Raw genomic sequence first — 22,500 nt, 5'->3', positions numbered from 1 at the left:
GCACGGGCATCGGCCAGCGCTTTTTTGAGTTCTGCGCGCTCCGGCGTACCCGGCGCGTAACTTTTAACCGGCTCGTTTTTGAGCGCCGGCACATTGAAAATTCCTATCGACATATTATTTGGTTTGTTATATTGATTTACTAGCTGTTATTAGTCAACAAAATTATCGGCCGCCACGATCCCCGCAATGCTTTCACAGCAAAGTCCAATCCCGTTTTTATGCTGAAAACCCATTTAAAAGTTCTCAAAATAACTGACCTGCTGGGATTTTAGTTAAATTTGCGATCCCAATTTCCGGATCAATTCATATCAAAAATGATATTCTACAGTACCAAAACTGCCGACCTGAAAGCATCCCTGGAAGAAGCGATTTTCAACAGCCTTCCTCCCGATAACGGTCTCTATATGCCCGAATCCATTCCCGCGATTTCGAAGGAATTTATGGATGATATTGAAAATAAATCCTTCAAAGAGATCGCCATCGAGGTGACGGCCACGCTTTTGGGCAGTGAAATTACGAGAAGCGAAATTGAATCCATCATCGATCGCGCATATGATTTCGAGGCGCCTGTGGTGAAGATCACGCCGAATGACTACGTGCTCGAACTGTTTCATGGGCCATCTATGGCTTTCAAGGACTTCGGCGCCCGTTTTATGGCCGCGATCATGTCCTATTTTTTGCAGCGCTCCAACAAGGAAATCCGCATTCTGGTAGCCACGTCCGGCGACACCGGCGGCGCGGTTGCACAGGGTTTTTACAAAGTGCCGGGCATTTCCGTTACCATCCTCTACCCTAGCGGGAAAGTAAGCGACATTCAGGAAAAACAACTCACTACCCTCGGCCACAATGTGACGGCCCTGGAAGTAGAAGGGACCTTCGACGACTGCCAGCGCCTGGTGAAAGAGGCATTCCTTGACGCCGAACTTTCCGAAAAATATAACCTTGCCTCGGCCAACTCCATTAACATAGCCCGGCTCATTCCGCAATCGTTCTACTACTTTGCGGCATATGCGCAGCTGAAAAAACTGGGCAAGCCGCTAGTGTTTTCTGTACCAAGCGGGAATTTCGGAAACCTCAGCGCCGGCGTACTCGCCTATCGCATGGGCTTGCCGGTGGAACATTTCATCGCGGCGACGAATGCAAACAATGCAGTACCGCGTTACCTCACGTCCGGGACGTACGAACCGCTTCCCTCGATCGAAACGATTTCGAACGCAATGGACGTCGGCAGCCCGAGCAACTTCGTGCGGCTTACCCGGTTTTTCAATGACGACTGGAATGCGATCAATGAAAAAGTTTCCGGCGCATTCTACAACGACGAGCAAACGCAGAAAGCAATGCGGGAAGTTTTCGGCAATGCCAACTACGTGATGTGCCCGCACACGGCCGTCGCTTACCGCGGTCTTCAGGACTACCGGAAAAAAACCGGCAGCGATTTTACCGGCGTGTTCCTCTCGACGGCTCACCCCGCCAAATTTATCGACCTCGTGGAAGAAACTTTGGGAAAAAGCATCGAAGTACCCGAAAGATTGAAATCACTGCTCGATATTGAAAAAGTGTCGATCAAAATGAAACCTGAATTTTCGGAATTCAAATCATTGTTAATGAACGCCTTAAAATAAAAATAACCGTTTCTTATAGCCCTGAGATTTGAATATTTGACTGAATCCGGGTAGAAGGACGTGAATTTTAAAACGTAAAAGGCCCCGAAGTGACGAACTCCGGGGCCTTTTACTATTTTCATCCAAATTCTCTAGTTAATCACGTCACCTCTCAAAATCCGGAAGCGCTTCCGCGACTCGGCGACGAAAATGCTGCCGGGATATTTTTCCATCAGCTCCTGATACATCTTCATCGCCTGGTCCTTGTCATTCAGTTTTTCCTGGTAAAGTTTCGCCATCGCAAACAGCGCGTCGTCGCCATACAGGTCGTGTCCAAATTTGGAATACAACAATTTCAGATCCGTCATCGCCTGCTGGTTGCTGTCGAGCTTGATGTAAGTCTTCGCAGTAAGCCAAAGAATTTCGTCAGCCAGGCTATGGCTTTCGTACCTTTTGTAAAGTTGTTTCAAAGTATCGATAGCCTCGAACTTCTTATTTTGGAAAAGTTGCAACTCCACGGACGAATAGGCCTTCATGGCTGTCTCGTTGCTGTCCAGACCGGTGTTGTCCATGATTAAGAGGGAGAGCTCGTTGGCGTCGTTGGCAATCTCGCGGGTAGTTGCTTTTTTGAGGATATCCAAAACTGCTTTTGCTAACTCAAACTCGCCTTTAAAATAATGAAGCTTGGCGTTCCGTAATTTAGCTTCGTATCCGAGCACATCGTCCTTCTGAGATTTTTCTACCTGCGAATACACCAATGTCGCCTCCCAGGGCTCACCTTGCAAGAGGTAAATATCGCCCAGATCGAGCTTACATTTGTCCACGAAGTTCTTCTCCGCCTTGCCTGCTTCAATCGCCTTCTGTAGTATTTCAATGGCCTTTTTGAAATCATCCATATAGAATGCATTCAAAATCGCCATGTTCCGTAATGCCTCGATCGTGCGCACATTCACGCCCAGTTCGTCCACCAACTGCTGATATTGCCCCAGCAGCTTTTGCACCTCGCTCCGCTTTACGGGATAGGTATTTTTAACCTGCTCTTCCCGCGCGAAAATGGCCATTCTGCGGGCCACCGGATATAGCTGGCCCTTCGGATATTCCTTGACCAGGTGATCGAATATATTGCCGGCATTGGTATAATCATTGTTCTGCAAGGCCAGCATGCCAAGGTTGTAGAGCCGTGCACCGTTGTGTTTGAAACGCCTGTCGAGCGCACGTTCCTGGATGAATGCCTTGTAAAAATCCTTGCGCTGCACCTGGTACCAGATCAGCAGTTCATTGTAGAAGCCTTCCTGCGGAAATTTCTGGATCTTATCATATAGTACCTTTTCCAGCAAAGCCTGCTCCTTCTCGTCCTTGGTAAAGTCCTGAAGCATATTCTGAACGACCTCCGTATTCTGATAGCGCATGCCGTAAGAAAGCAGCTCGTCGATCATCTTTTCGGGCTGGTTCAGGTCGCGGTAAACGCTGGCTAGTTCCAGCTGGAATATGTCGTAGCGCTTCGCACTTTGTCTAGCTTCGAGCAGGATATTTTTGGCCCATTCCGATTGGTTTTGTGCCCTGAATTCCTCCGCAAGATCACGTTTAAGCTCCGTTCTGGCTCCCGATGCGGTAATGACTTGCTCGTACCGTTTGGACGCCTCCACGGCCTTCCCCTGATTCTCAAGCATAATGCCCCAGTTCAGGTAATACCATGCTGCATTGTTGGGATCGCCTTTGATCTGCTTTTTGAAAAATTGCTCGCCATCGCCCCAGGTCTTGCTCTTCACAATGCAGCTCGTATAATTCTTAAGCGAGATCTTCTCGAATGAATTTTTCAGAAAAGAAGAATAATAACTAAGCGCCTTCGGACAGTCCCCGTTTTTGAAATACTCCTCGGCCAGCTCCCGCTCCCCCTGCCCGAACGCCGCGGCCGCCCCGGAAAGCAGAAATCCTATCATCAAACAGCTCGTAACCCTTTTCATAATAGATAAAAAAATCTTTTTCCTTTAGTTATTATCATTCATTGTGCCTGTGGATTTGTGAATAAGATCCTTATCCACTGTAGATTAACATACTTATCCACAAATTGTGCATAACTTATGCGAGTTATCCACTGGAGAAATTTTTGAAATCAACATTTAAGTAGCTGAAATACAAGTTAGGAAATTATCTGTTCACATTTGAATGTGGGTAAACGCCTTTAGTTGACTACATTTGTTATCCACAGTTTCTAAAGTGAATCAACGTACTGTTAACTCTGATTTCGTTGTTGGTTATCCACTGGAGGACGAAATTCACTTTTTTATCCACACATATTAGGGGTTATCCACAAGGTTGTTCACATTTTCACCCCTCTTACCAACAAAATTTCCGCGTTATTCACATAGTTATCCACAGACTGTAGACAAAAATGTCGTTATTTTTCTTCAGGAATGGTGATATTGATGTCATTCAGCTCGAAGTTGGCCTTCAAAAGGATCTTGTCGGGCAGGTAATAAACCGGTTCAGGCTGTAGATCCTTGTCGATTTGGCCAGTGTCCCATCTTCTGTTCCGGTTTTTGTCGACCGTGATGCGTAAAAAGTATTTTCCTTGAGGGATATTCTTGAAAGTATACGGCGATGCGTACACCGTTTCGACGACCTTATACTGCTCATCTACGAGCTCAAGAATGAAGTGGACGGCCGTATCAGCATTCGTTACGCGCCCGCGTATCACGCCGAAATCCTCTTCGTTTAGCACAGGATGTTTGAGCAGCGTTTTAGCCAGTGTATCGCCTTCCACACTGATAATGGAGCCCTTCGGAATGTCGAATTTCACGCTGTCCTTGGCAAAGGATTTTGCGGCAATCGTGAGGATATTCCGGTTGGTGTTCCAGGTGTATTTAAATGCATTTAATGGTTCATTTGTGAGGCTGTCGGAGATAATGGCGATTTTTTGATCATCTAATGTCTTCACGGGCTTGTTCAGGATCAGCTTGTAGGTGAATTCATTTGTGAGTGGCTTGTTGGCTTCCGGAATGGTGGTAAGTGTGAGCGGATCGAGCTGGCGGGTTTTGCCGCGCTGCGCCTGAAATGCGATTTTTTGTTCGAATTCCGTCGTAATCCCGAGGGAATCGAGGGTTTTAAGCTTAACCAGCGTGGTGTCTGCATGAGGCTCTACATTGAAAAATTTGAGGTTTGTGCCCCCCGGCTCGAGCAGGTAGGGCAGTGAATCCTTATTCACGAATGTGACTTCAACGTTTTCGATCGGTTTGCTGAAAACCACAGCGTAATTATTCACTTTGGGCAGCGTCCTTTGAACTTTGAGGGCCGTGTTGTCCGACAGGTACATATTCAGCGCGTAGGACGCCGAATCGGTGCCGGCGGTGATGGTTTTTCCCAAAAATCCCATGCGTTCGTCCTTTGCATTGTAGAGCATATTCCGGTTTTTGTCGTCGATCGCGATCAGTTTGTATTGCCTTGTCTGGATGTTCTCGATGGAAAATACGCCGCTGCTGTCGGTGCGGGAGAAATAGTAGGGCTTCTGCTTGGCGATATTGAGCGTGTCGCTCACATTATAAAGACCTACCAGGGCGTCGAAAATCGGTTTGTTTGTGCGAATGTCTTTGAGGGTTCCGTACACGCGCCCGGAGTCGAGCGAGGTGCCGGTGCTGAACACGATCTTGAGGTTTTTTGCCGGATTTTTTTCTGCAAAATCCTTGATCGCATCACCGAAATTCAGCGTGTAAGTAGTGCTGTCCTTGAACTGATTTTTGAATGTAAGCGCCACCGACATGCCATTTTGCTTGTAGGAATAGGGGTTGTCGGCTTCCGGCGTGATCACGAGTTTTTGATTGATATTATCAACGACCACATATTCGTCGAAGAACAGTTCGATTTTTTTGCCTTTAAAATTGAGGGTTTTGTTCAATGGATTACTTTCCACGAGGTTGGGCGGAATGGAATCGCGCTTACCTCCTGTGGGCGGGACTTGCTGGGCGCAGCGTTCGAAAAAAAACAGCACGAGGATGGCAAATACAATCGTTCTAAGCATTGTCGGATGAATTTAAAAAGCCCCCAATACAGTGGGTATTGAGGGCCGTTTTGAGTTTTTGAGACGTTTCAGTTTTTCGAAATAATGTAGATCAGACTGGAAGTATTCAGTTCCTTATTCGTTCCGGCGCGGCCTTTTAAGTTGGATTGCAGACCGGTGACGACACTATCCACGAGATTCGTTTTACTGCTTTTATATTTGGTGCTGAGCATACTCACATAAAAGGAATCGAACCACATCGGAAGGATCTTTTTAACGGCCAATCCGTGCCTTTGCAGGAGATTTTTCATCGTGGCGCGTGTGAAATGATACAAATGCCGCGGGACGTCGTAGGCGGCCCAAAAACGGCCGTATTTAGCGGCGTCGTGCGACTGCGGGTTAGGCACCGCGATGATGATCCGTCCGTTCGGTTTTAAGTGGTTTTGCAGCCAGTCTATAGTTTCATTCAATTTGTGGACGTGTTCCAAAACGTGCCACATCGTAATGATATCGTATTGCTGGGCTCCGAGACTTTCTTCGGTAATGCCTTCAAAAATCGTCGCTCCTACCCGCTTCGCTGCTACTTCGCGGGCGCCGGAATCGGGCTCGGTACCGAATGTTTTCCAGCCATCCTGCTTCACGGCGCTCAAAAAGTTGCCCGTTCCGCAGCCGATATCCAGCAATGTTCCCTTTGGTTTCACAAGGCTGTTGATCAGTTTTACCTTCTGTTCAATCGTATGATTTCTTACAGAAGTGTACACTTTACTCATCAGATCTTTGGCTTCGTCGTGATGAGAAATGTAGTCCTGCGATTCATAATAGGCTCCGATCGAAGCCTCGGACGGGCGCGGATTCGTGAACAGAAAGTAACAGGAATTGCATTGCTGGATCGTGAATTCTTTGTGCGAAACGGTATAATCCTCCACGTTCAGGTAATTGCTGAAACTGGATTGCTGGCATACCGGGCATTTATCAAGCGTTTCTAAAGACATTAGCGGCCTATGTAAAGCATTAAAACAGATATATCCGAAGGGCTGACACCACTGATGCGGGACGCCTGGCCGATCGTCGAAGGACGTGTTCTTTTCAGTTTTTCACGGCCTTCAAAGGACAACGAAGTGACCCCGTCGTAGTTGAAATTCTCCACGATCGCGAGGTTTTCCAGCTTATTCATTTTATCCACGAGCAGCATTTCCTTTTCAATGTAGCTGTCGTATTTGAGGTTGATTTCGGCCTGCTGAACAGAATCGTTAGCGTATTCAGCGAGCAATTCGGTCACGACCGCGCTTGCTTCGAGCAGTTGATCGATGGAAATCTGGGGTCTCCGGAGCAGTTGCGCGACGGCTATTTTCTCACGGATCTGCGCCGTTCCGATCGCTTCCAATGCAGGATTGATTTCGTCGGGCGTGAGCTTGGTAGCATTCAGTTTGGCGATGACCTCTTCCGTTTCACGTTTCTTCTTTCGGACGGCTTCCACCCTTTCGTCGCTCGCCAATCCGATTTCGTATCCCTTTTCAGTAAGCCTTAAATCGGCATTATCCTGGCGGAGCAATGTGCGGTATTCGGCGCGGGAGGTGAACATCCGGTAAGGCTCTTCGGTGCCTTTGTTAATGAGGTCGTCGATAAGCACGCCTATGTATGCTTCCGATCTTTTCAGGACAAACGGATCGAGATCGTTCACATTTCTGTGCGCGTTAATCCCTGCCATGAGACCCTGGCAAGCCGCTTCCTCGTAGCCCGTCGTTCCGTTGATTTGCCCTGCAAAAAATAGGTTCTTCACCAAGTGGGTCTCGAGCGTCGATTTCAGCTGCGTCGGCGGGAAGTAATCGTATTCGATCGCGTAGCCGGGGCGGAACATTTTGGCATTTTCAAAACCAGGAATTTTCCGAAGCGCGGCGTATTGCACGTCTTCCGGAAGCGAGGTCGAGAAGCCATTCACATACACTTCCACGGTATCCCAGCCTTCCGGCTCCACGAAAATCTGGTGGCGGTCCTTATCGGCAAAGCGATTGATCTTGTCCTCTACCGACGGGCAGTAGCGGGGACCGAGTCCCTTAATGCGTCCCGAAAACATCGGCGATTTCTCGAATCCGGTTTTCAGCACATCGTGGACTTCCTGGTTGGTGTAGGTGATCCAACAGCTGCGTTGTTTGGCGAGCGGCTTGGTGTCGGTGTAGGAGAACTTAGCTGGAACTTCGTCGCCGGGTTGCTCCTCCATTTTAGAATAGTCGAGCGAGCGACCATCCACTCGCGGTGGCGTGCCGGTTTTCATCCGTCCTGCCTCGAAGCCGAGGGTAACCAATTGTTCGGTCAAACCGGTGGCAGATTTCTCGCCCGTGCGGCCTCCGCCGAAGTTCTTTTCGCCAATATGGATAAGTCCATTCAGGAAGGTTCCATTGGTTAGCACTACTGCCTTTGAGCGGATCTGTATCCCCAGGCTGGTCACCACGCCGCACACTTTGCCGTCCTCGACGATGATGTTCTTAGCCGTATCCTGCCAGAAGTCTACATTGGGATTGTTCTCAAGGATGGAGCGCCATTCCTCCGCAAACCTAACTCTATCGCTTTGGCAGCGCGGGCTCCACATGGCAGGGCCTTTGGAGAGGTTCAGCATGCGGAACTGGATCATGGTTTTGTCGGAGACGATCCCCGACTGTCCGCCGAGCGCGTCGATCTCGCGAACGATCTGTCCCTTCGCGACGCCCCCCATTGCGGGGTTGCACGACATCTGCGCGATGGTATGCATATTCATTGTGATCAGCAGCACCGAGGAGCCCATCGTCGCTGCGGCAGCGGCGGCTTCGCATCCGGCATGGCCTGCGCCTACCACGATCACATCATATTCCTGAAACATATAATTACTACTTGTTAAACCACTTTAATTAAAGTGTTCCACGTGGAAATTTAACTAGAACAGCCTAAGATACTCATCTTCTTTAGCCCTCATGGCCGTTTTAAGCGCTTCACTCGTGTCGTCATGACCGGCGAGGTGGAGCAGCCCGTGAATGAGCACACGGCGCATTTCTGTGTCAAAATCGGTGTGGAACGTTGCTGCGTTTTCACGTACCCTGTCTACACTAACGTAAATATCCCCCTCCAATTGGTTGTCTTCCTCACTGTTGTCAAACGTAATGATGTCAGTGAAATAGTCGTGGTCGAGATATTGTTTATTGATTTCAAGCAGGTACTCGTCGGAACAGAATATGTAATTCAGCTGCGATACCTCATAACCTTCTGAATTTGAGGCGTTTTTAAGCCATTTTTTTGTTTTTAACGGATTAACTACCTTAAAATCAATGTCTTCCGAGAAGAAACTTACCATGTTTGATAGCCACGCACCATCGTCCATCAAGCGACGAACGATGCATGATATTTAAATATTTGATCGTAAATAATTTACAAACTTACGAAGTCTGTCATTAAGAACATGAAAAACAAGGGATAGCGTGTCAAAACCCCCTGTTAAAAAGAGTTAACGCTATCCCCTACCCTAGCCCAACAAAATGGGCGTGTGATCAGTTCTTGGCCTGATATTTACGGAAGTAGGTGTCTACCTCACGCTTGTAGAATGGTGAGAATGTCGGAGGAATCGTGCGGAGCAGCTCGGTTTGCTTCTCCTTCTCACGAATGTACTTTTCGAATGCTGCCGGCGGTTGTTTTGGCTGCTGCTTCGCGCTTTGGGCTTTGCGCTGCTCGTCTTCGTCCTGCTCTTTCATCGCCCGCTCCGATTCCAGCAGACGCGTGGTGATCTCCTGGTTGCGCTTGATCAGCTCCGGCGTCACTCGTTTGTTAACCAGGTCGGTTTCGGTTTCATCCATCTTGTCGGAGATATCCTGCAATTCCTTGCCGAACTGCTTGCCCTGCTCCGTGCCTTTCTGCTGCTCCATCAATTGCTGGATCATCTTACGGATCGCGGCCTGCTGCGCGGCCATTCTGGCGAGCTGTTCCGACTGGTTACCCTGCCCTTCCTTACCCTGCCCGAGTTGCTTCATCTGGCCGTTCAGTTGCTGCTGCATTTCGCCGGGGCTTGGCTGGTCGCCTTTCTGCTTGCCCTTTTTGCCCTTGCCGGCGCCGGGCATGGCCATCGCCATTTGCTGTTGCATTTGGTTAAACACGTCGCTCAGCATTAAGGCGAGGTTGTTCATGGACGTCATCGCAAATTGCTGCTTCGAGGTCGCTACATTGATCTGCCGGTCCTTGATGCTCTTCACGCTTTCGTTCATGTACGATTTCATGTCATTCAGCTCGCGCGTGATGAACGATTGGATCTGCACCACGCGGCTGGCCAATGCATACAGGCTATCCTCGACGATCTTCGCGTCGTCTTTCAGTTTCAGCTGTTGCTGGCCGAGTTTCACAAAGCGCGGGTCTTGCAGGCTCACGCCGCGGAAGTCTTTCATCAGGGTCTCCTGATCAAAGGATAATGTGATCAGGTTTTCCAGAATGTCTCGCAATGCGTCCATATTTTCCTGCATCTGCTCCATTTCAGCAGACTCCATATTTTCCTGCATCGACTGCGCCATTTTCTTCATCGATTTTGCCGCATTTTTTTGGCTCTGGGATGCTTTCTGGTTCTGTTGCTTGTCGAGCTGCTGCTTGCTCTGTTCCATCTGCTCAGAAGCGTTTTTTTGCTCCTCTTCCTTCGTGTCGAGTTGCTGTTCGAGCTCCATCGCCATTTCTTCCAGCTCCTTGCTGTTTTCCTGGGCTTTTTTGAAATCGTTCTGGATCTGTTCCTGCTGCTTTTTCAAGTCCTGGTTTTTGCCTTGCTTATCGTCGGCGTTCTTGTTCTTATCGTTCTGTTCCGATTTTTCGGCGAGTTCTTCTTCCTTATCCGCCAGATCGTTCAGTTTTTCGGCCAGGTTTTCCATTTTCTGCTCCATCTGCATTTGCTTGAAGAGCTTCATCGTCCGTTCCAGTTCTTTCTCGAGGTTATTTTCCTTGTTGCGGAGCTTTTCGAGCATGGTCGACATCCGTTCGCTCTGTTTTTGTTCCAACAACTTTTTCAGCTCCTTGTACAGCTTTTCGGTGTCCTCGTCCATGAGATCGTTCATGAGCTTCTGCAACTGCTCGATCTTCGCCTGCAACTCGGGGCTCTGCTGGTTGAACTGCCGCGCCTTTTCATTTGCGTTCTGATGCTTTTCTTTCAAAGCCTCCAATTCCTTCATCAAATCCTCACGCTTGCGCAGCACTTCTTCAATCTGCTTCTGCTCTTTGAAATCGAGCTCTTTGTTACTTTTCAAACGGTTATCCAGGTTTTCAATGTCCTTTTGCAGGCTCTGCGCCTTTTTCATCGCCGACTGCATCTGGTTTTCCGTTTCCTGCTCCGATTTTCTCACCTCCGCTTCGAGCTGATCTTTGGACGGAACCGTAAACTGGATCGACCGCGAGCGCGCGCTTTTCGCGCCATTCACGCCGTCGTTATCCCACACCTGGGCATAATACTCGATCTTGTCGCCCGGCGCGAGTTGCAGGCTGTCCACATACCATTGGAAAAAGAAGCTCTGGGTATTGACGGTTTTGTTAAATGGAATGGGAATGCTTTTCGGCGCGGCGGGGTTGTCTTCGTTCGCTCTTTTCACCGAATAGAACATCCGCAACTGTGAAAACCCATAATCGTCGCTGATCGACCCGCCCAGCACGAGGTAATTATACAATGTAGTGTCCTGGAAATTTTCCAGGTTCATCACCGGGTATTTGTCGGGGATCACATTGATGAAATAGCCGATCTTATCAGAATTGGTCGTCTGGTCGTTTTTCAGGTTCACCTGATACTGGGCTGATTTTCGGACTGTCCGGCGGATCTCGAAGTGATCGCCGTCACGCTCTTTTGCGGTGTATAATGCCGAATCGTTTTCAAATTTAATGGCCAGTGCTTTGGTAGAATTGGTATTGAAATTCCACTCTATCGTCGTGCCTTCCGGCACCGAGAGATTTCCTACATTATTCAGTCCTTCCGAAGGTTTGTTCAAATACGCAGGGTAATGCAGATTCACATCAAATGACAGCAGGGACGGTCGTTCGTTCACTACAATGCGGTACTGTTCCGAAGCATAGCCCGCCGCGTCGAAAGAGAATGCAACGTCGCGCTGCAGGTTTTTAAATGTGTAGGAAAAATCCTTGGCGCTTTCCTGCGTCAGCTTAAACCGCGTCCCGTTTTGCACCAGGTAAACGGCCGATGGTAATGCCTCGCCTTGCAGCTTTAATTTTAATATAAAATCCTCATTTCGAAATGCTTTCAAGCTCTTGTTTTGAACCTCAAATGAGAACGGAGCATAGGTATAATTCTTCTGGAAATGGATAATGCGCTCGGAGCTGGAAGAGAAGAATGAGGGGTTAAAAAGCAGAATCACCGCAATGGCCGCCAGCGGGTACACCGCGTATTTCAGCCTTTTTTTATTCTCATTAAAACGAATGGCATCCGAAAAGCGGACAATCAGCAGCTGGCTCGACTTCTGCCGGATACTCGCCTCAATGAGATCCGACTGCATGCCGGTCAAATTCCGGAGCTGCAATGTATTTACGAGCTTATCTCCCACCTCAGGAAAATACTGCCCGATCTGCAATGCGGCCTGCTCGTCGGAAAGCGGTTTTCTTAACCCATACAAATGGATCAATGGCTGGATCACCCATTGCACGAACGAAAACACCAGCACGGCGAGGAAGCCGAAAAACAGCATCCCGCGCACCAGCGAGCTAAACCGCCCGAAGTATTCGATGGTATTGAAAAACAGAAACACAGTGAGTAGCAGACCGATCGAAAAGATCGCGCCTTTGAGCAGCTGGTTCTGATAATATTTCTGACGGTATTCCTGAATGCGTAGCAACAGGCCTTCCATTGAGGTAGTGAAAGGAGCCATAGTGGTTTAGGTATAACTGTGAAGTTTTATAACGCATGCGGTCCACAAAAATTACCGAATGCTCACACGCGCTGCGCACGCGCAGAAAACAAAGAAATATAGCGAATTTCCATCACATTACCCCAGAGAATGCTGAAAAGTCTGGGTATCGTCACACCTGCAGGCTCCACATCCGGTGCTGCCGGATTTGTATTTCAAATGGCAGCACCGGATCCCATTTGCGTTTACAGCGAAATCAGTAACCCAGCCGATGCATAGTTGATCCAGTTGAAATTATAAATCTTGTCATTGTCCGCCCCGCCTTCGAGCATGCGGTAGCCGAGCTTGATGCCAACGGTATTATTGAAGTTATAGGCAATGCCGCCGAAGATATCCTCGGCGCGTCCCTGCTTCGCTGCGAGTGCGTCGCCCTCGAGGATGATGGTCCAGTGATAGGCCGGTTTCCAGGAAGCGTAAAAATTAATGAGCGGCACAAAGCCGAGGTTGTCGTAATGCGTATCGGCGTACTCGCTCTTAAAACGGATGTCGGCATCGCGGACCTTGCCGGTGAGCCCCGCCCCTACCCGCCACTTGCCATTGGCAAAAAAATCGTAGCGATAGGTAAGCCGGTACGAGTTGAACCGGTAGTCGACATTGAGCGGCTGGCCGGGGAGAAAGGTGTTGTTGTTGAAATTTGTGCTCTGATCGAGCGACCCGCGGTAGTGGATCGTGAGCGGTGCGAACAACGCGGAGATGTTGTGCCGGTTACCGATCCGGTACCCCGCACGAATACGATAGAACGCACTCTGGTCCAGTTTCAGTTCGTCTGGGAGATTCACGCGCGTTCCGGTTCCGCTCGGAATTTGTACTTTATTGTAACTGGTGCCCAAAATGAGGCCGCCTTCGACGTCGAAATTGAACTGAGCGGATGCCGGCGTATATACGCTGCATATGAGGACGATGAGTAAGCAAATAGTGGTTTTCATAGGCAACGTTGATATATAAAAAAACAAACAACCCGGTGTCGGATTGTTTGTACAAAATTGATGCCTGAAGCGTTTCTGAAATCGCCCGCTGCGCGGCGAAATTAGGCCGGAATCGGCTCGGATGAGCGTTTTACGTCCCTTACGAAAGTTTTGATGTCATTTTCAAGGTCGGTACTTTCCTGCAACACGCGGATGAACGCGCTGCCGATGATCGCGCCGGCGGCGTGGCTCGAAGCCTTCACGAACGTGTCGTGGTCTTTGATACCAAAGCCGATCAGCCGCGGATTGCGGAGGTTCATCGCATCGAGTCTTTCGAAATACGACTGCATATCCCCGCTCACGCCCGACTTGGACCCGGTAACGCTTGCTGAGGAAACAGTGTAGATGAACCCTTCGCTCACCTCATCGATCTGGCGGATGCGTTTCTCGGAAGTTTGCGGCGTCACCAGAAAGATATTGAGCAAGCCGTGCGCGTCGAAGATCGATTTGTACTCATCCAAATACACATCCATCGGCATATCGGGCAGGATGAGCCCGTCCACGCCAACCTCCGCGCATTTAGCACAAAACGCCTCGATGCCATATTGCAACACCGGGTTGATATAACCCATGAGCAGCACCGGCACGGTGATCGTCTCGCGCATGCCCTGCAACTGATCGAAAAGCACGCGAACGGACATGCCATTCTCCAATGCGCGGTCATTGCTTTGCTGGATCGTCTCGCCGTCGGCCACGGGATCGGAATAAGGCATTCCGATTTCCACGAGGTCCGCGCCGCCATCCTGCAATGCCTGCAACACGCGCCGGGTATCGTTCAGCTCGGGAAAACCGGCCGTGAAATACACGTTCAGTAACCCGCTGCCGTCGGTATTAGAGTTCTGAAAAAGATTTATAATGCGGTTCATTCCTGTGTCCAGTAGTCAACAACCAATACTTTGTCCAGGTGTGGTTCCAGGACTTTTACAAATGCTTTGTGCTCAGGATGAGGCAGGTACACTTCGCGGCCGGCTTCGCTGTCGAAGCTCACGAAAAACACGTGTGTGAAACCTTGTGCCAGTCCTTCGGGGCTGTTGTTGGTACCCCATTCAAATCCTTTCACCTCTTTCACTTTCGAGGGAAGTTTTCTGAATGCATCTTCCACTTCTTTGATCTGAGCAGGCGTTGAAGAATCCTTGAATTTGAAAAGAACAACGTGGCGCAGCATTTTTTTAGGTGGATTGGATGGTGAAACAAACGACATGGTGCTGAATAGGACCATGGAAGCAAGCAAAAACAGTTTAAATCTCTGCATATGGTGGTATGGATTAAAGGTGATCCTAAGCGGAGCAGTTGAGGCATTCGCCTTCGTCGCTGAATTTCAGGCGGTCGAATTCGCCCAGTTTTTCTTTCATTTCCAGGATTTCGTCTTCCATATCGCAGCGTTCGAAGAGCGACAGTTCACCTGAATTTACCTTTGCTTCCAGTTCCTGGATCTTCAACCGGAGATCGAAAACCTCTGGCAATGTCAATGTAGCCATGTGATGTTGTATTGAGGTGAAAATTAATCGATGTATTTCATATAAGTACCCATATCCTTGTCGCCGCGGCCTGAGAGGGTGAGTACCACCGTTTCGTTCTCGGAAGCGCCCAGACGGCCCAAAACGGCCAGTGCGTGGGATGATTCCAATGCGGGGATGATGCCTTCGAGGCGCGTCAGCTCAAATGCAGCCTGCACCGCCTCGTCGTCGGTCGCGGAAAGGAATGTGCCGCGGCCGCTGGCGTAAAGCCATGCATGCTGAGGGCCGATGCCCGGGTAATCCAACCCCGCGGAGATGGAAAATGGTTCCGTTACCTGGCCATCTTCTGTTTGCATGAGGATGGTGCGGCTTCCGTGGAGCACGCCGGGCTTACCCAATGCGGTGGTAGCTGCCGAATGGCCGGAAGTAAGGCCAAGCCCCGCGGCTTCCACCGCTACGAGTTTCACATCTTCATCGTCGAGGAAGTGGTAAAACGAGCCTGCCGCATTGCTGCCGCCGCCTACGCAGGCGATCACGTAATTGGGCGTTTGCTTGCCGGTATGTGCGTTGAGCTGCGCACGGATTTCTTCGGAAATAACCGACTGGAACCGCGCTACCATATCCGGATATGGGTGCGGACCTACCACTGAGCCGATAATGTAATGCGTATCGACCGGGTTATTGATCCAATGGCGCATGGCCTCGTTAGTAGCGTCTTTCAATGTGCGTGAGCCGGAGGTGGCCGGGCGTACTTCCGCACCGAGCATTTTCATGCGGGCCACATTGGGCGCCTGGCGCTCGATATCGATCTCGCCCATGTACACGGTGCATTCGAGGTTCATCAATGCGCACACGGTAGCCGTGGCCACGCCGTGCTGACCTGCGCCGGTTTCGGCTACAATGCGTTTTTTGCCCAGGCGCTGCGCCATCAGGATCTGCCCGATGGTGTTATTCACCTTGTGCGCGCCGGTGTGGCAGAGGTCTTCCCTTTTGAGAAAGATATTGGTTTTATATTTTTCCGAAAGCCGGTTGGCGCGGTAAAGCGGCGTGGGGCGGCCTACGTAATCGCGTAACAAATCGCTGTATTCTTTCTGAAAAGAAGGGTCGTTGATTACTTGCAGGTAATTTTCACGCAACTCTTCGACATTCGGGTACAGCATTTCAGGAATGAACGCACCTCCGAAAGTGCCATAATAACCTCGGTCATTTACCTGATACGACTTCTTTTCTGCAATTGATTCCATAAAAAAATTAAGCTTCCGCTTCTTCTTGTTCTTTTACGCGAAGTAAACTAAATAACTCTTCCAGCTTGGCAATGTCCTTCACGCCTGGCTCGGTTTCAAACTTGCTGTTGACGTCGATGCCGTAAATGGGGAGTGTCTGGGATAATGTGATAATCTCTTCGATGTTTTCGAGGCCGATGCCGCCGCTGAGGAGGAATGGCTTTTCGTTATCGTATTTGCCCAAAAGTTTCCAGTCGAATGCCGTACCGTTGCCGCCCGGCTGATCGCCTTTTGTATCAAACAAAAACAGGTCGCAAAAGGACTTATAATTGTTCAGCATGGCAAAATTGAATTTCTCGTCGATCGAGAACGCCTTGATCACGCTTACGCCCTTCTGGCGGATGCTCCGGCAAATGTCGGGAATTTCGTTGCCGTGCAGCTGCACATATTGCAGGTCGTATTTTTTGACCATATTCAAAATGTGGCCAGGGTTTGCATTTACAAACACACCTACTTTCTTGATGTTTTGAGGGATGCTGCGGATATATTCCTCGTCCAGTTCCTCACCTACGAAGCGCGGCGACTTGTCATAGAAAATAAACCCTATAAAGTTGGGTTGTAAGGCCACTACCTGCTCGATGTTGCCTTGCTGGCGCAATCCGCAAACTTTAATTTTCATAGAACCAGAGGATTTAAATTGCTATGTTGAGTTAAATCTTGTTGCAAACCAGCAAGTGCGGCGCCCGGGTTCGCGGTTTTCATAAATGTTTCTCCTATCAAAAATCCCTTATAGCCGTATTGGAACAGCTTCACGATGGTTTCGGCGTCCTGCAAGCCGCTTTCTGAAATCTTTACAAACTGATCGGGGATGAGCTCGCTAAGCTCGATCGACGTTTCAATGGAGGTTTCAAAAGTTTTGAGATTGCGGTTGTTCACACCTACAATGTCGATATGCTCGCCGGTACTTACAGCCAGTTCTTCCGCATTATGCACTTCCAGCAGCACTTCCAGCCCGAGATCGTGCGCCCTGCGGCTCAAATGGGCGATTTCCGAAGGCGTGAGGTTTGCTGCGATGAGCAGGATCACGTCCGCGCCGATGGATTTGGCTTCGAAAAGCTGGTATTCGTCCACGATGAAATCCTTCCGGAGCATCGGGATCAGCGGATTGGCTTCCCGCGCTGCGAGGAAATCGGCAAACGAACCGCCGAAAAAGTCGGTATCGGTTAGTACTGAAAGACCCACGGCCCCTGCATTCACATAATCCCGGGTCACGATCTGTGGCTGTACGTCGCCATTGATAACGCCTTTCGAAGGGGATTTCCTTTTAAATTCCGAGATAATGCGGGGCGTGGTAGATGATCTTAGTGCCGCGGCGAGCGAAGTAGTTGGGCGCGAGAACAATGGCTCCTTTTCCAGATCGGAAATGGTTCTGTGCTTTTTCGACTCGCTGATTTCTTCCTGCTTGCGGGCGATAATTTTTTCTAAAATATTCATCTAAAAGGCTGTAACTGCAATGATATTAAAAGGGAGAAATACTTCCCCGCTAACTATTCTTCGATCAATTTTTTGAACGCCGCCAAAGCTTTTTTGCTTTCAAGCGATTCCCGCGCGGTTTCCACCGCGTCGGTCAGCGACCATGCCGGATTGGCACAATAGAGCGCCATCGCCGCATTGGCCAGCACCGCTTGCTTTTGCGAAGGCGTGGCCGTGTCGTTCAAAACATTCATAAAAATCCGGGCCGACTCTTCGATTGTTTCGCCGCCTGATAAATCGTCGGCGCGCAAAGTTTGAAGCCCTAAATGAGAGGGGGTAAGAACTTGCTCGGAACGAGCGGTTATAATTTTAAAAGCACCTGTCAATGACACTTCGTCGTAACCGTCTAATGCGTGAAGAACCAGAAATTGCTTATCCGTTTGTTGGTAAAGATAAGCAAAAAGACGCGCTAATTCAAGACTGAATACGCCCACAAGCTGTTTTTTCGGGGATACAGGATTCACCATCGGGCCCAGCATATTGAAGAACGTTTTCACCCCCAATTCCTTCCGTACCGGCGCCACATTCTTCATCGCCGGATGGAACAGAGGGGCATGCAGAAAGCACACGCCCGCCTGGTCGATCTTCCGTTCGAGGTAATCTTTGTCATTGGTGAACTTTGCGCCCAGGTACTCCAGCACCGTCGACGACCCCACGAGCGACGACACGCCGTGGTTGCCATGCTTTGCCACCCTTTGCCCCGCTCCCGCCACTACAAAGCACGAGAGCGTCGAAATATTGAATGTGTCCTTGCCATCACCGCCCGTGCCGCAAACGTCGATCGGATCATACGCCGACAGGTCCACCGAAAGGCATAGCTCCAGCAAGCCGTCGCGGAAGCCTTCCAGCTCTTCCACAGTAATGCTACGCATGGCATAAGTAGTTAAAAAAGAGGCAATTTCTGAATTGGAATACCTGCCGGTTCCAATGCCCATTAATACGTCTTTGGCTTGCGCCTTGTCAAGGACTTTGTATTCAAAAAGATGGCTAAGAATGTGTTTCATGACAGTTTTTAATAGCTAATATCGTCGGGAAAGGTGGGTTATGTCAATGCAAGGGTCAGATCTGCAACCAGTTTTGCAGCATTTCCTTTCCATGCTCGGTCAAAACCGATTCCGGGTGGAATTGAAGCCCTTTTACATCAAATTTCTTGTGCGAAAGGCCCATTACACGCCCTTTTTCGTCCACTGCGGTAATGGCGAGATCGTCCGTAAACGTCTCCGGGATTACCGTCCAGGAGTGGTACCGGCCAACTTTGATCTCGGACGGCAGCCCTTTGAAGATGCGGTCACTGGCGTCTGTTACGATGGCCGTGTCGGCAATGCCGTGCAGCACGTCGGTCATATTCTCCAACTGGGCGCCGTACACCTCTCCTATCCCCTGGTGGCCGAGGCAGATTCCCAGAATGCTTTTCGAAGCACCGTATTCGCGGATGACATCGTGCATAATGCCCGCCTCGGAAGGAATGCCCGGACCCGGCGAGAGCAGTATCTTGTCGTAATTGCCGACGTCTTCCAGCGCGATTTTATCGTTCCGGTAAATGTCCACCTGGTCGTGCAGCTCGCGGAGGATATACACAAGGTTGTAGGTGAAAGAATCGTAATTGTCGAGCACTAATATTTTCATGATTTCAAATCGTTTTTAAAGTCCTTCTGCAACTTGAATGGCCTGGCGCAATGCGGCCAGCTTGCTGTTAATCTCCTGCAATTCGCTTTCGACATTCGATTTGGCGACCACGCCCATTCCGGCGCGGAAGAAAAGCGTGTTATCCTTGCTGAGGAACGTACGGATGGCAATGGCGTGGTTGAAATCCCCATTGAAGTCCATAAAACCGATGGCTCCGCCATAAATGCTGCGGTTGCAGTTCTCCATCTGGTCGATGAGCTTCATCGCATTATGCTTCGGTGCGCCGGATAATGTGCCCGCAGGAAAAGTGTCCGCTACCAGTTGCAATGGATTGACGTCCTTGTTCATTTTCCCCACCACCTTCGACACGAGGTGGATCACGTGCGAGTAGTATTGAACTTCCTTGTAATTTGTGACTTTTACGGCGTCGCAGCTGCGGCTCAGGTCATTCCGTGCCAGATCGACCAACATCACGTGCTCAGCGGTCTCTTTGGGGTCGTCCAGCAGGGCTTGTGCGGCTTCTGCATCAGCCTGGTCGTCGCCCGTGCGGCGGAATGTGCCGGCAATGGGGTGAATTTCGGCCTGGCCGTTCTTGATAAAAATCTGTTTTTCGGGAGACGATCCGAAGATCTTGTAATTGCCGTAATCGAAGTAGAAGAGGTAAGGCGAAGGATTGATGGAACGCAATGCACGGTAAACATTGAATTCGTCGCCCTGAAATTGGCGGCTGAACCTGCGCGAAGGCACGATTTGGAATACATCCCCACGGAGGCAGTGATCGATGCCTTTCTGGATCACTTTCCGCATTTCGTCGTCGGTCACGTTGGAAGTCTCATCGGCGGTAATGCTGAAACCATACTGCGGGAAGTTCCGGTTCTTGATCAACACCTCGATCTGGTCGATGCCGCCTTCTTCCGTGGTCTCGCCATACTGATGTTCAAAAATGTAAAGCTCGTTTTTGAAGTGGTTAATGGCGATAACGTATCTGTAAACCTGGTAGAATATCTGGTCGATTTCCGTTTCGGCATTCGTAGGCTGAATTTCGATATCCTCGAAATACGTCACCGCGTCATAAGTCATATGCCCGAAAAGGCCGTTGGTGATGAAGGGAAACTTACTTTTTTCGGACTTAAAGCTCTGCGCGAAGCCGTACAATGCCTGCACGGCGTCTTTGCGGTTGGCAAGCTCAAAAGTAGCGATGTCGCCGTCCGGAAACTGCTGCGTGACCGTGCTGTTATTCAGTTTGAAAGAAGCGATCGGGTCGCAGCAGATGTATGTAAATGAGTTTTCGTTGCCGTGGTAATCCGAGCTTTCGAGCAGGATGGTATTGACGAAACGGTCGCGCAGTTTCAGGTAAATGGAAACGGGCGTCAATGTATCCGCCAGGAGCTTTTTGTGGCGTGTGGTGATCTGATAAGTCTTGTCCAGGGTTTTCATGTGCAAGTTGTAATGTAAAGTGTATAAAAAAACGGCTCGCTGTCAGGATGAACAGCGAGCCGTTTGAATGTATATTTTGATTCTATACCATGCAATAGCCTTTACTTGTCCATCTTAGAAGGATAAGCACGCCACCACCAAATAGTATTGAATAATTTCATAGTTGAAAATTGCCTTGCGGCCGTTACGGTCACAAATATAGGAAAAAGAATTATCGCTGCAGTATTCTGCAAAATATTTCTGCAAGAATTTGCAAAGGACTTATTCTGCACGAATCAAAAAGTTAACTAATGCTGAATTTAAAGCGTTTTTCGATACTGTCATAGTGACAGCATGATCACTTCAAACTACAAAAAGCATCCCTTATGAGGATGCTTTTGCTTTAATAATTGTGGCGACTACCTACTTTACCAGGTTTGATCCAAGTATCATCGGCGGAACTGGGCTTAACTTCTCTGTTCGGGATGGGAAGAGGTGAACACCAGTCCAATAGTCACCAACAAGCTCTTTGAGTTATCAATGAACCAGTCATTGATTTTCATGTCATATTGGAAGTAGAAGAGATGAAGGATAAAGATTAAATGTGCAAGCTGTTGGGTAATTAGTACTGCTCAGCTGAGTGTATTTCGACACGTGTACCTGCAGCCTATCAACGTCGTAGTCTACAACGACCCTTATGTGGAAGATTCATCTTCGGGCTAGTTTCGCACTTAGATGCTTTCAGCGCTTATCTATTCCCCACATAGCTACCCGGCCATGCTACTGGCGTAACAACCGGCTCACCAGCGGTGGGTCCAACCCGGTCCTCTCGTACTAAGGTCAGCCCCCGTCAATCTTCCTACGCCCACCACAGATAGGGACCGAACTGTCTCACGACGTTCTGAACCCAGCTCGCGTGCCACTTTAATCGGCGAACAGCCGAACCCTTGGGACCTTCTCCAGCCCCAGGATGTGACGAGCCGACATCGAGGTGCCAAACCTCCCCGTCGATGTGAGCTCTTGGGGGAGATCAGCCTGTTATCCCCGGCGTACCTTTTATCCTTTGAGCGATGGCCCTTCCATACAGAACCACCGGATCACTATACCCTGGTTTCCCACCTGCTCGACCCGTCGGTCTCGCAGTCAAGCCTGCTTGTACTATTGCACTCCACACACGGTTACCAAGCGTGTTGAGCAGACCTTTGGAAGCCTCCGTTACACTTTTGGAGGCGACCACCCCAGTCAAACTACCCACCATGCACGGTCCTTGACGCAGTCAAGTTAGATCCCAGGCCAGCGAAGGGTGGTATTTCAACGTTGGCTCCTGAACGCCTGGCGACGCCCAATCACAGCCTCCCACCTATCCTACACATCCCTGACCCGAAAACAATGCAAAGCTATAGTAAAGGTGCACGGGGTCTTTCCGTCCCGTGGCGGGTAAGCGGCATCTTCACCGCTACTACAATTTCACCGAGCTCACGGCCGAGACAGTGCCCAGATCGTTACACCATTCGTGCAGGTCGGAACTTACCCGACAAGGAATTTCGCTACCTTAGGACCGTTATAGTTACGGCCGCCGTTTACTGGGGCTTCGATTCAATGCTTCCCTTGCGGTAACATCCCCTCTTAACCTTCCAGCACCGGGCAGGTGTCAGGCCCTATACGTCATCTTTCGATTTGGCAGAGCCCTGTGTTTTTGCTAAACAGTCGCCTGGGCCATTTCTCTGCGGCCTCTCTTGCGAGGAGGCTCCCCTTCTCCCGAAGTTACAGGGTTAATTTGCCGAGTTCC

Annotated in this window: 18 protein-coding genes and 2 rRNA genes (2 of these 20 only partly in view); 1 reads left to right on the top strand and 19 read right to left on the bottom strand. The window is 49.6% G+C overall.

Features of this window, described 5'->3' with window-relative positions; genetic code table 11:
- Positions 1–113, bottom strand: partial view of an L-glutamate gamma-semialdehyde dehydrogenase gene (gene pruA / locus DFER_RS18920; protein WP_015813255.1) — the 5' portion only. The gene continues 1,519 nt to the left of window position 1, outside the view; the window shows 113 of its 1,632 coding nt (coding positions 1–113); the start codon lies at positions 111–113; its stop codon lies beyond the left edge, outside the window.
- A 201-nt stretch (positions 114–314) separates the two neighbouring features.
- On the opposite strand from pruA, the gene thrC reads away from it, so the two are divergent.
- Positions 315–1,622 carry a threonine synthase gene (thrC, locus tag DFER_RS18915; RefSeq protein WP_015813254.1) on the top strand — a complete coding sequence of 436 codons (1,308 nt, stop codon included), beginning with the start codon at positions 315–317 and terminating at the stop codon, positions 1,620–1,622.
- Between the two features lie 131 nt (positions 1,623–1,753).
- Here thrC and DFER_RS18910 read toward each other — a convergent pair whose 3' ends face one another.
- The 18 genes from DFER_RS18910 to DFER_RS18825 all read right to left on the bottom strand — a co-directional run.
- On the bottom strand, positions 1,754–3,541 hold the full coding sequence (locus tag DFER_RS18910; RefSeq protein WP_015813253.1) for a tetratricopeptide repeat protein: 1,788 nt from the start codon (positions 3,539–3,541) through the stop codon (positions 1,754–1,756).
- Between the two features lie 458 nt (positions 3,542–3,999).
- Positions 4,000–5,616, bottom strand: a complete 1,617-nt coding sequence (locus tag DFER_RS18905) for an Ig-like domain-containing domain (RefSeq protein ID WP_015813252.1) — start codon at positions 5,614–5,616, stop codon at positions 4,000–4,002.
- A 68-nt stretch (positions 5,617–5,684) separates the two neighbouring features.
- Positions 5,685–6,587 (bottom strand): class I SAM-dependent methyltransferase, encoded by a 903-nt coding sequence (locus tag DFER_RS18900; protein ID WP_015813251.1) that lies wholly within the window; start codon positions 6,585–6,587, stop codon positions 5,685–5,687.
- Positions 6,587–8,449 (bottom strand): tRNA uridine-5-carboxymethylaminomethyl(34) synthesis enzyme MnmG, encoded by a 1,863-nt coding sequence (gene mnmG / locus DFER_RS18895; protein WP_015813250.1) that lies wholly within the window; start codon positions 8,447–8,449, stop codon positions 6,587–6,589. Before mnmG ends, DFER_RS18900 begins: the two co-directional genes overlap by 1 nt.
- Before the next feature lie 54 nt (positions 8,450–8,503).
- Positions 8,504–8,917, bottom strand: a complete 414-nt coding sequence (ybeY, locus tag DFER_RS18890) for an rRNA maturation RNase YbeY (protein WP_041736527.1) — start codon at positions 8,915–8,917, stop codon at positions 8,504–8,506.
- 193 nt (positions 8,918–9,110) lie between these two features.
- Complete coding sequence (locus DFER_RS18885) at positions 9,111–12,431, bottom strand: DUF4175 family protein (protein WP_015813248.1); 3,321 nt, start codon at positions 12,429–12,431, stop codon at positions 9,111–9,113.
- Positions 12,432–12,676: 245 nt separating this feature from the next.
- Positions 12,677–13,417: a porin family protein gene (locus tag DFER_RS18880; RefSeq protein WP_015813247.1), complete on the bottom strand. Its 741-nt coding sequence runs from the start codon at positions 13,415–13,417 to the stop codon at positions 12,677–12,679.
- A 101-nt stretch (positions 13,418–13,518) separates the two neighbouring features.
- Complete coding sequence (trpA, locus tag DFER_RS18875; protein WP_015813246.1) at positions 13,519–14,322, bottom strand: tryptophan synthase subunit alpha; 804 nt, start codon at positions 14,320–14,322, stop codon at positions 13,519–13,521.
- Entirely contained in the window at positions 14,319–14,675 is a 357-nt protein-coding gene (locus DFER_RS18870) for a Dabb family protein (RefSeq protein ID WP_085938722.1), read from the bottom strand. The genes trpA and DFER_RS18870 overlap by 4 nt, the downstream gene beginning before the upstream one ends.
- 58 nt (positions 14,676–14,733) lie before the next feature.
- Complete coding sequence (locus DFER_RS18865; protein WP_015813244.1) at positions 14,734–14,934, bottom strand: hypothetical protein; 201 nt, start codon at positions 14,932–14,934, stop codon at positions 14,734–14,736.
- 23 nt (positions 14,935–14,957) lie between these two features.
- A complete protein-coding gene (gene trpB, locus DFER_RS18860) occupies positions 14,958–16,157 on the bottom strand; it encodes a tryptophan synthase subunit beta (RefSeq protein WP_015813243.1) in 1,200 nt (399 codons plus the stop codon).
- Between the two features lie 7 nt (positions 16,158–16,164).
- Positions 16,165–16,815, bottom strand: coding sequence for a phosphoribosylanthranilate isomerase (locus DFER_RS18855; RefSeq protein ID WP_015813242.1), 651 nt, complete (start codon positions 16,813–16,815; stop codon positions 16,165–16,167).
- On the bottom strand, positions 16,812–17,630 hold the full coding sequence (trpC, locus tag DFER_RS18850) for an indole-3-glycerol phosphate synthase TrpC (protein ID WP_015813241.1): 819 nt from the start codon (positions 17,628–17,630) through the stop codon (positions 16,812–16,814). The genes DFER_RS18855 and trpC overlap by 4 nt, the downstream gene beginning before the upstream one ends.
- 53 nt (positions 17,631–17,683) lie before the next feature.
- The gene (gene trpD / locus DFER_RS18845) at positions 17,684–18,673 is read right to left on the bottom strand and encodes an anthranilate phosphoribosyltransferase (RefSeq protein WP_015813240.1); all 990 of its coding nucleotides are present in this window, start codon (positions 18,671–18,673) and stop codon (positions 17,684–17,686) included.
- 55 nt (positions 18,674–18,728) lie between these two features.
- Entirely contained in the window at positions 18,729–19,295 is a 567-nt protein-coding gene (locus DFER_RS18840) for an anthranilate synthase component II (protein WP_015813239.1), read from the bottom strand.
- 15 nt (positions 19,296–19,310) lie between these two features.
- The gene (locus DFER_RS18835; protein WP_015813238.1) at positions 19,311–20,732 is read right to left on the bottom strand and encodes an anthranilate synthase component I family protein; all 1,422 of its coding nucleotides are present in this window, start codon (positions 20,730–20,732) and stop codon (positions 19,311–19,313) included.
- A 389-nt stretch (positions 20,733–21,121) separates the two neighbouring features.
- Positions 21,122–21,233, bottom strand: a 5S ribosomal RNA gene (gene rrf, locus DFER_RS18830).
- A gap of 80 nt (positions 21,234–21,313) precedes the next feature.
- Positions 21,314–22,500, bottom strand: a 23S ribosomal RNA gene (locus DFER_RS18825); it runs 1,631 nt beyond the window's last position.

This window comes from Dyadobacter fermentans DSM 18053 (genome assembly GCF_000023125.1).
Classification (GTDB): Bacteria; Bacteroidota; Bacteroidia; order Cytophagales; family Spirosomataceae; genus Dyadobacter; species Dyadobacter fermentans.
This window is presented reverse-complemented; position numbering and strand designations above follow the sequence as displayed.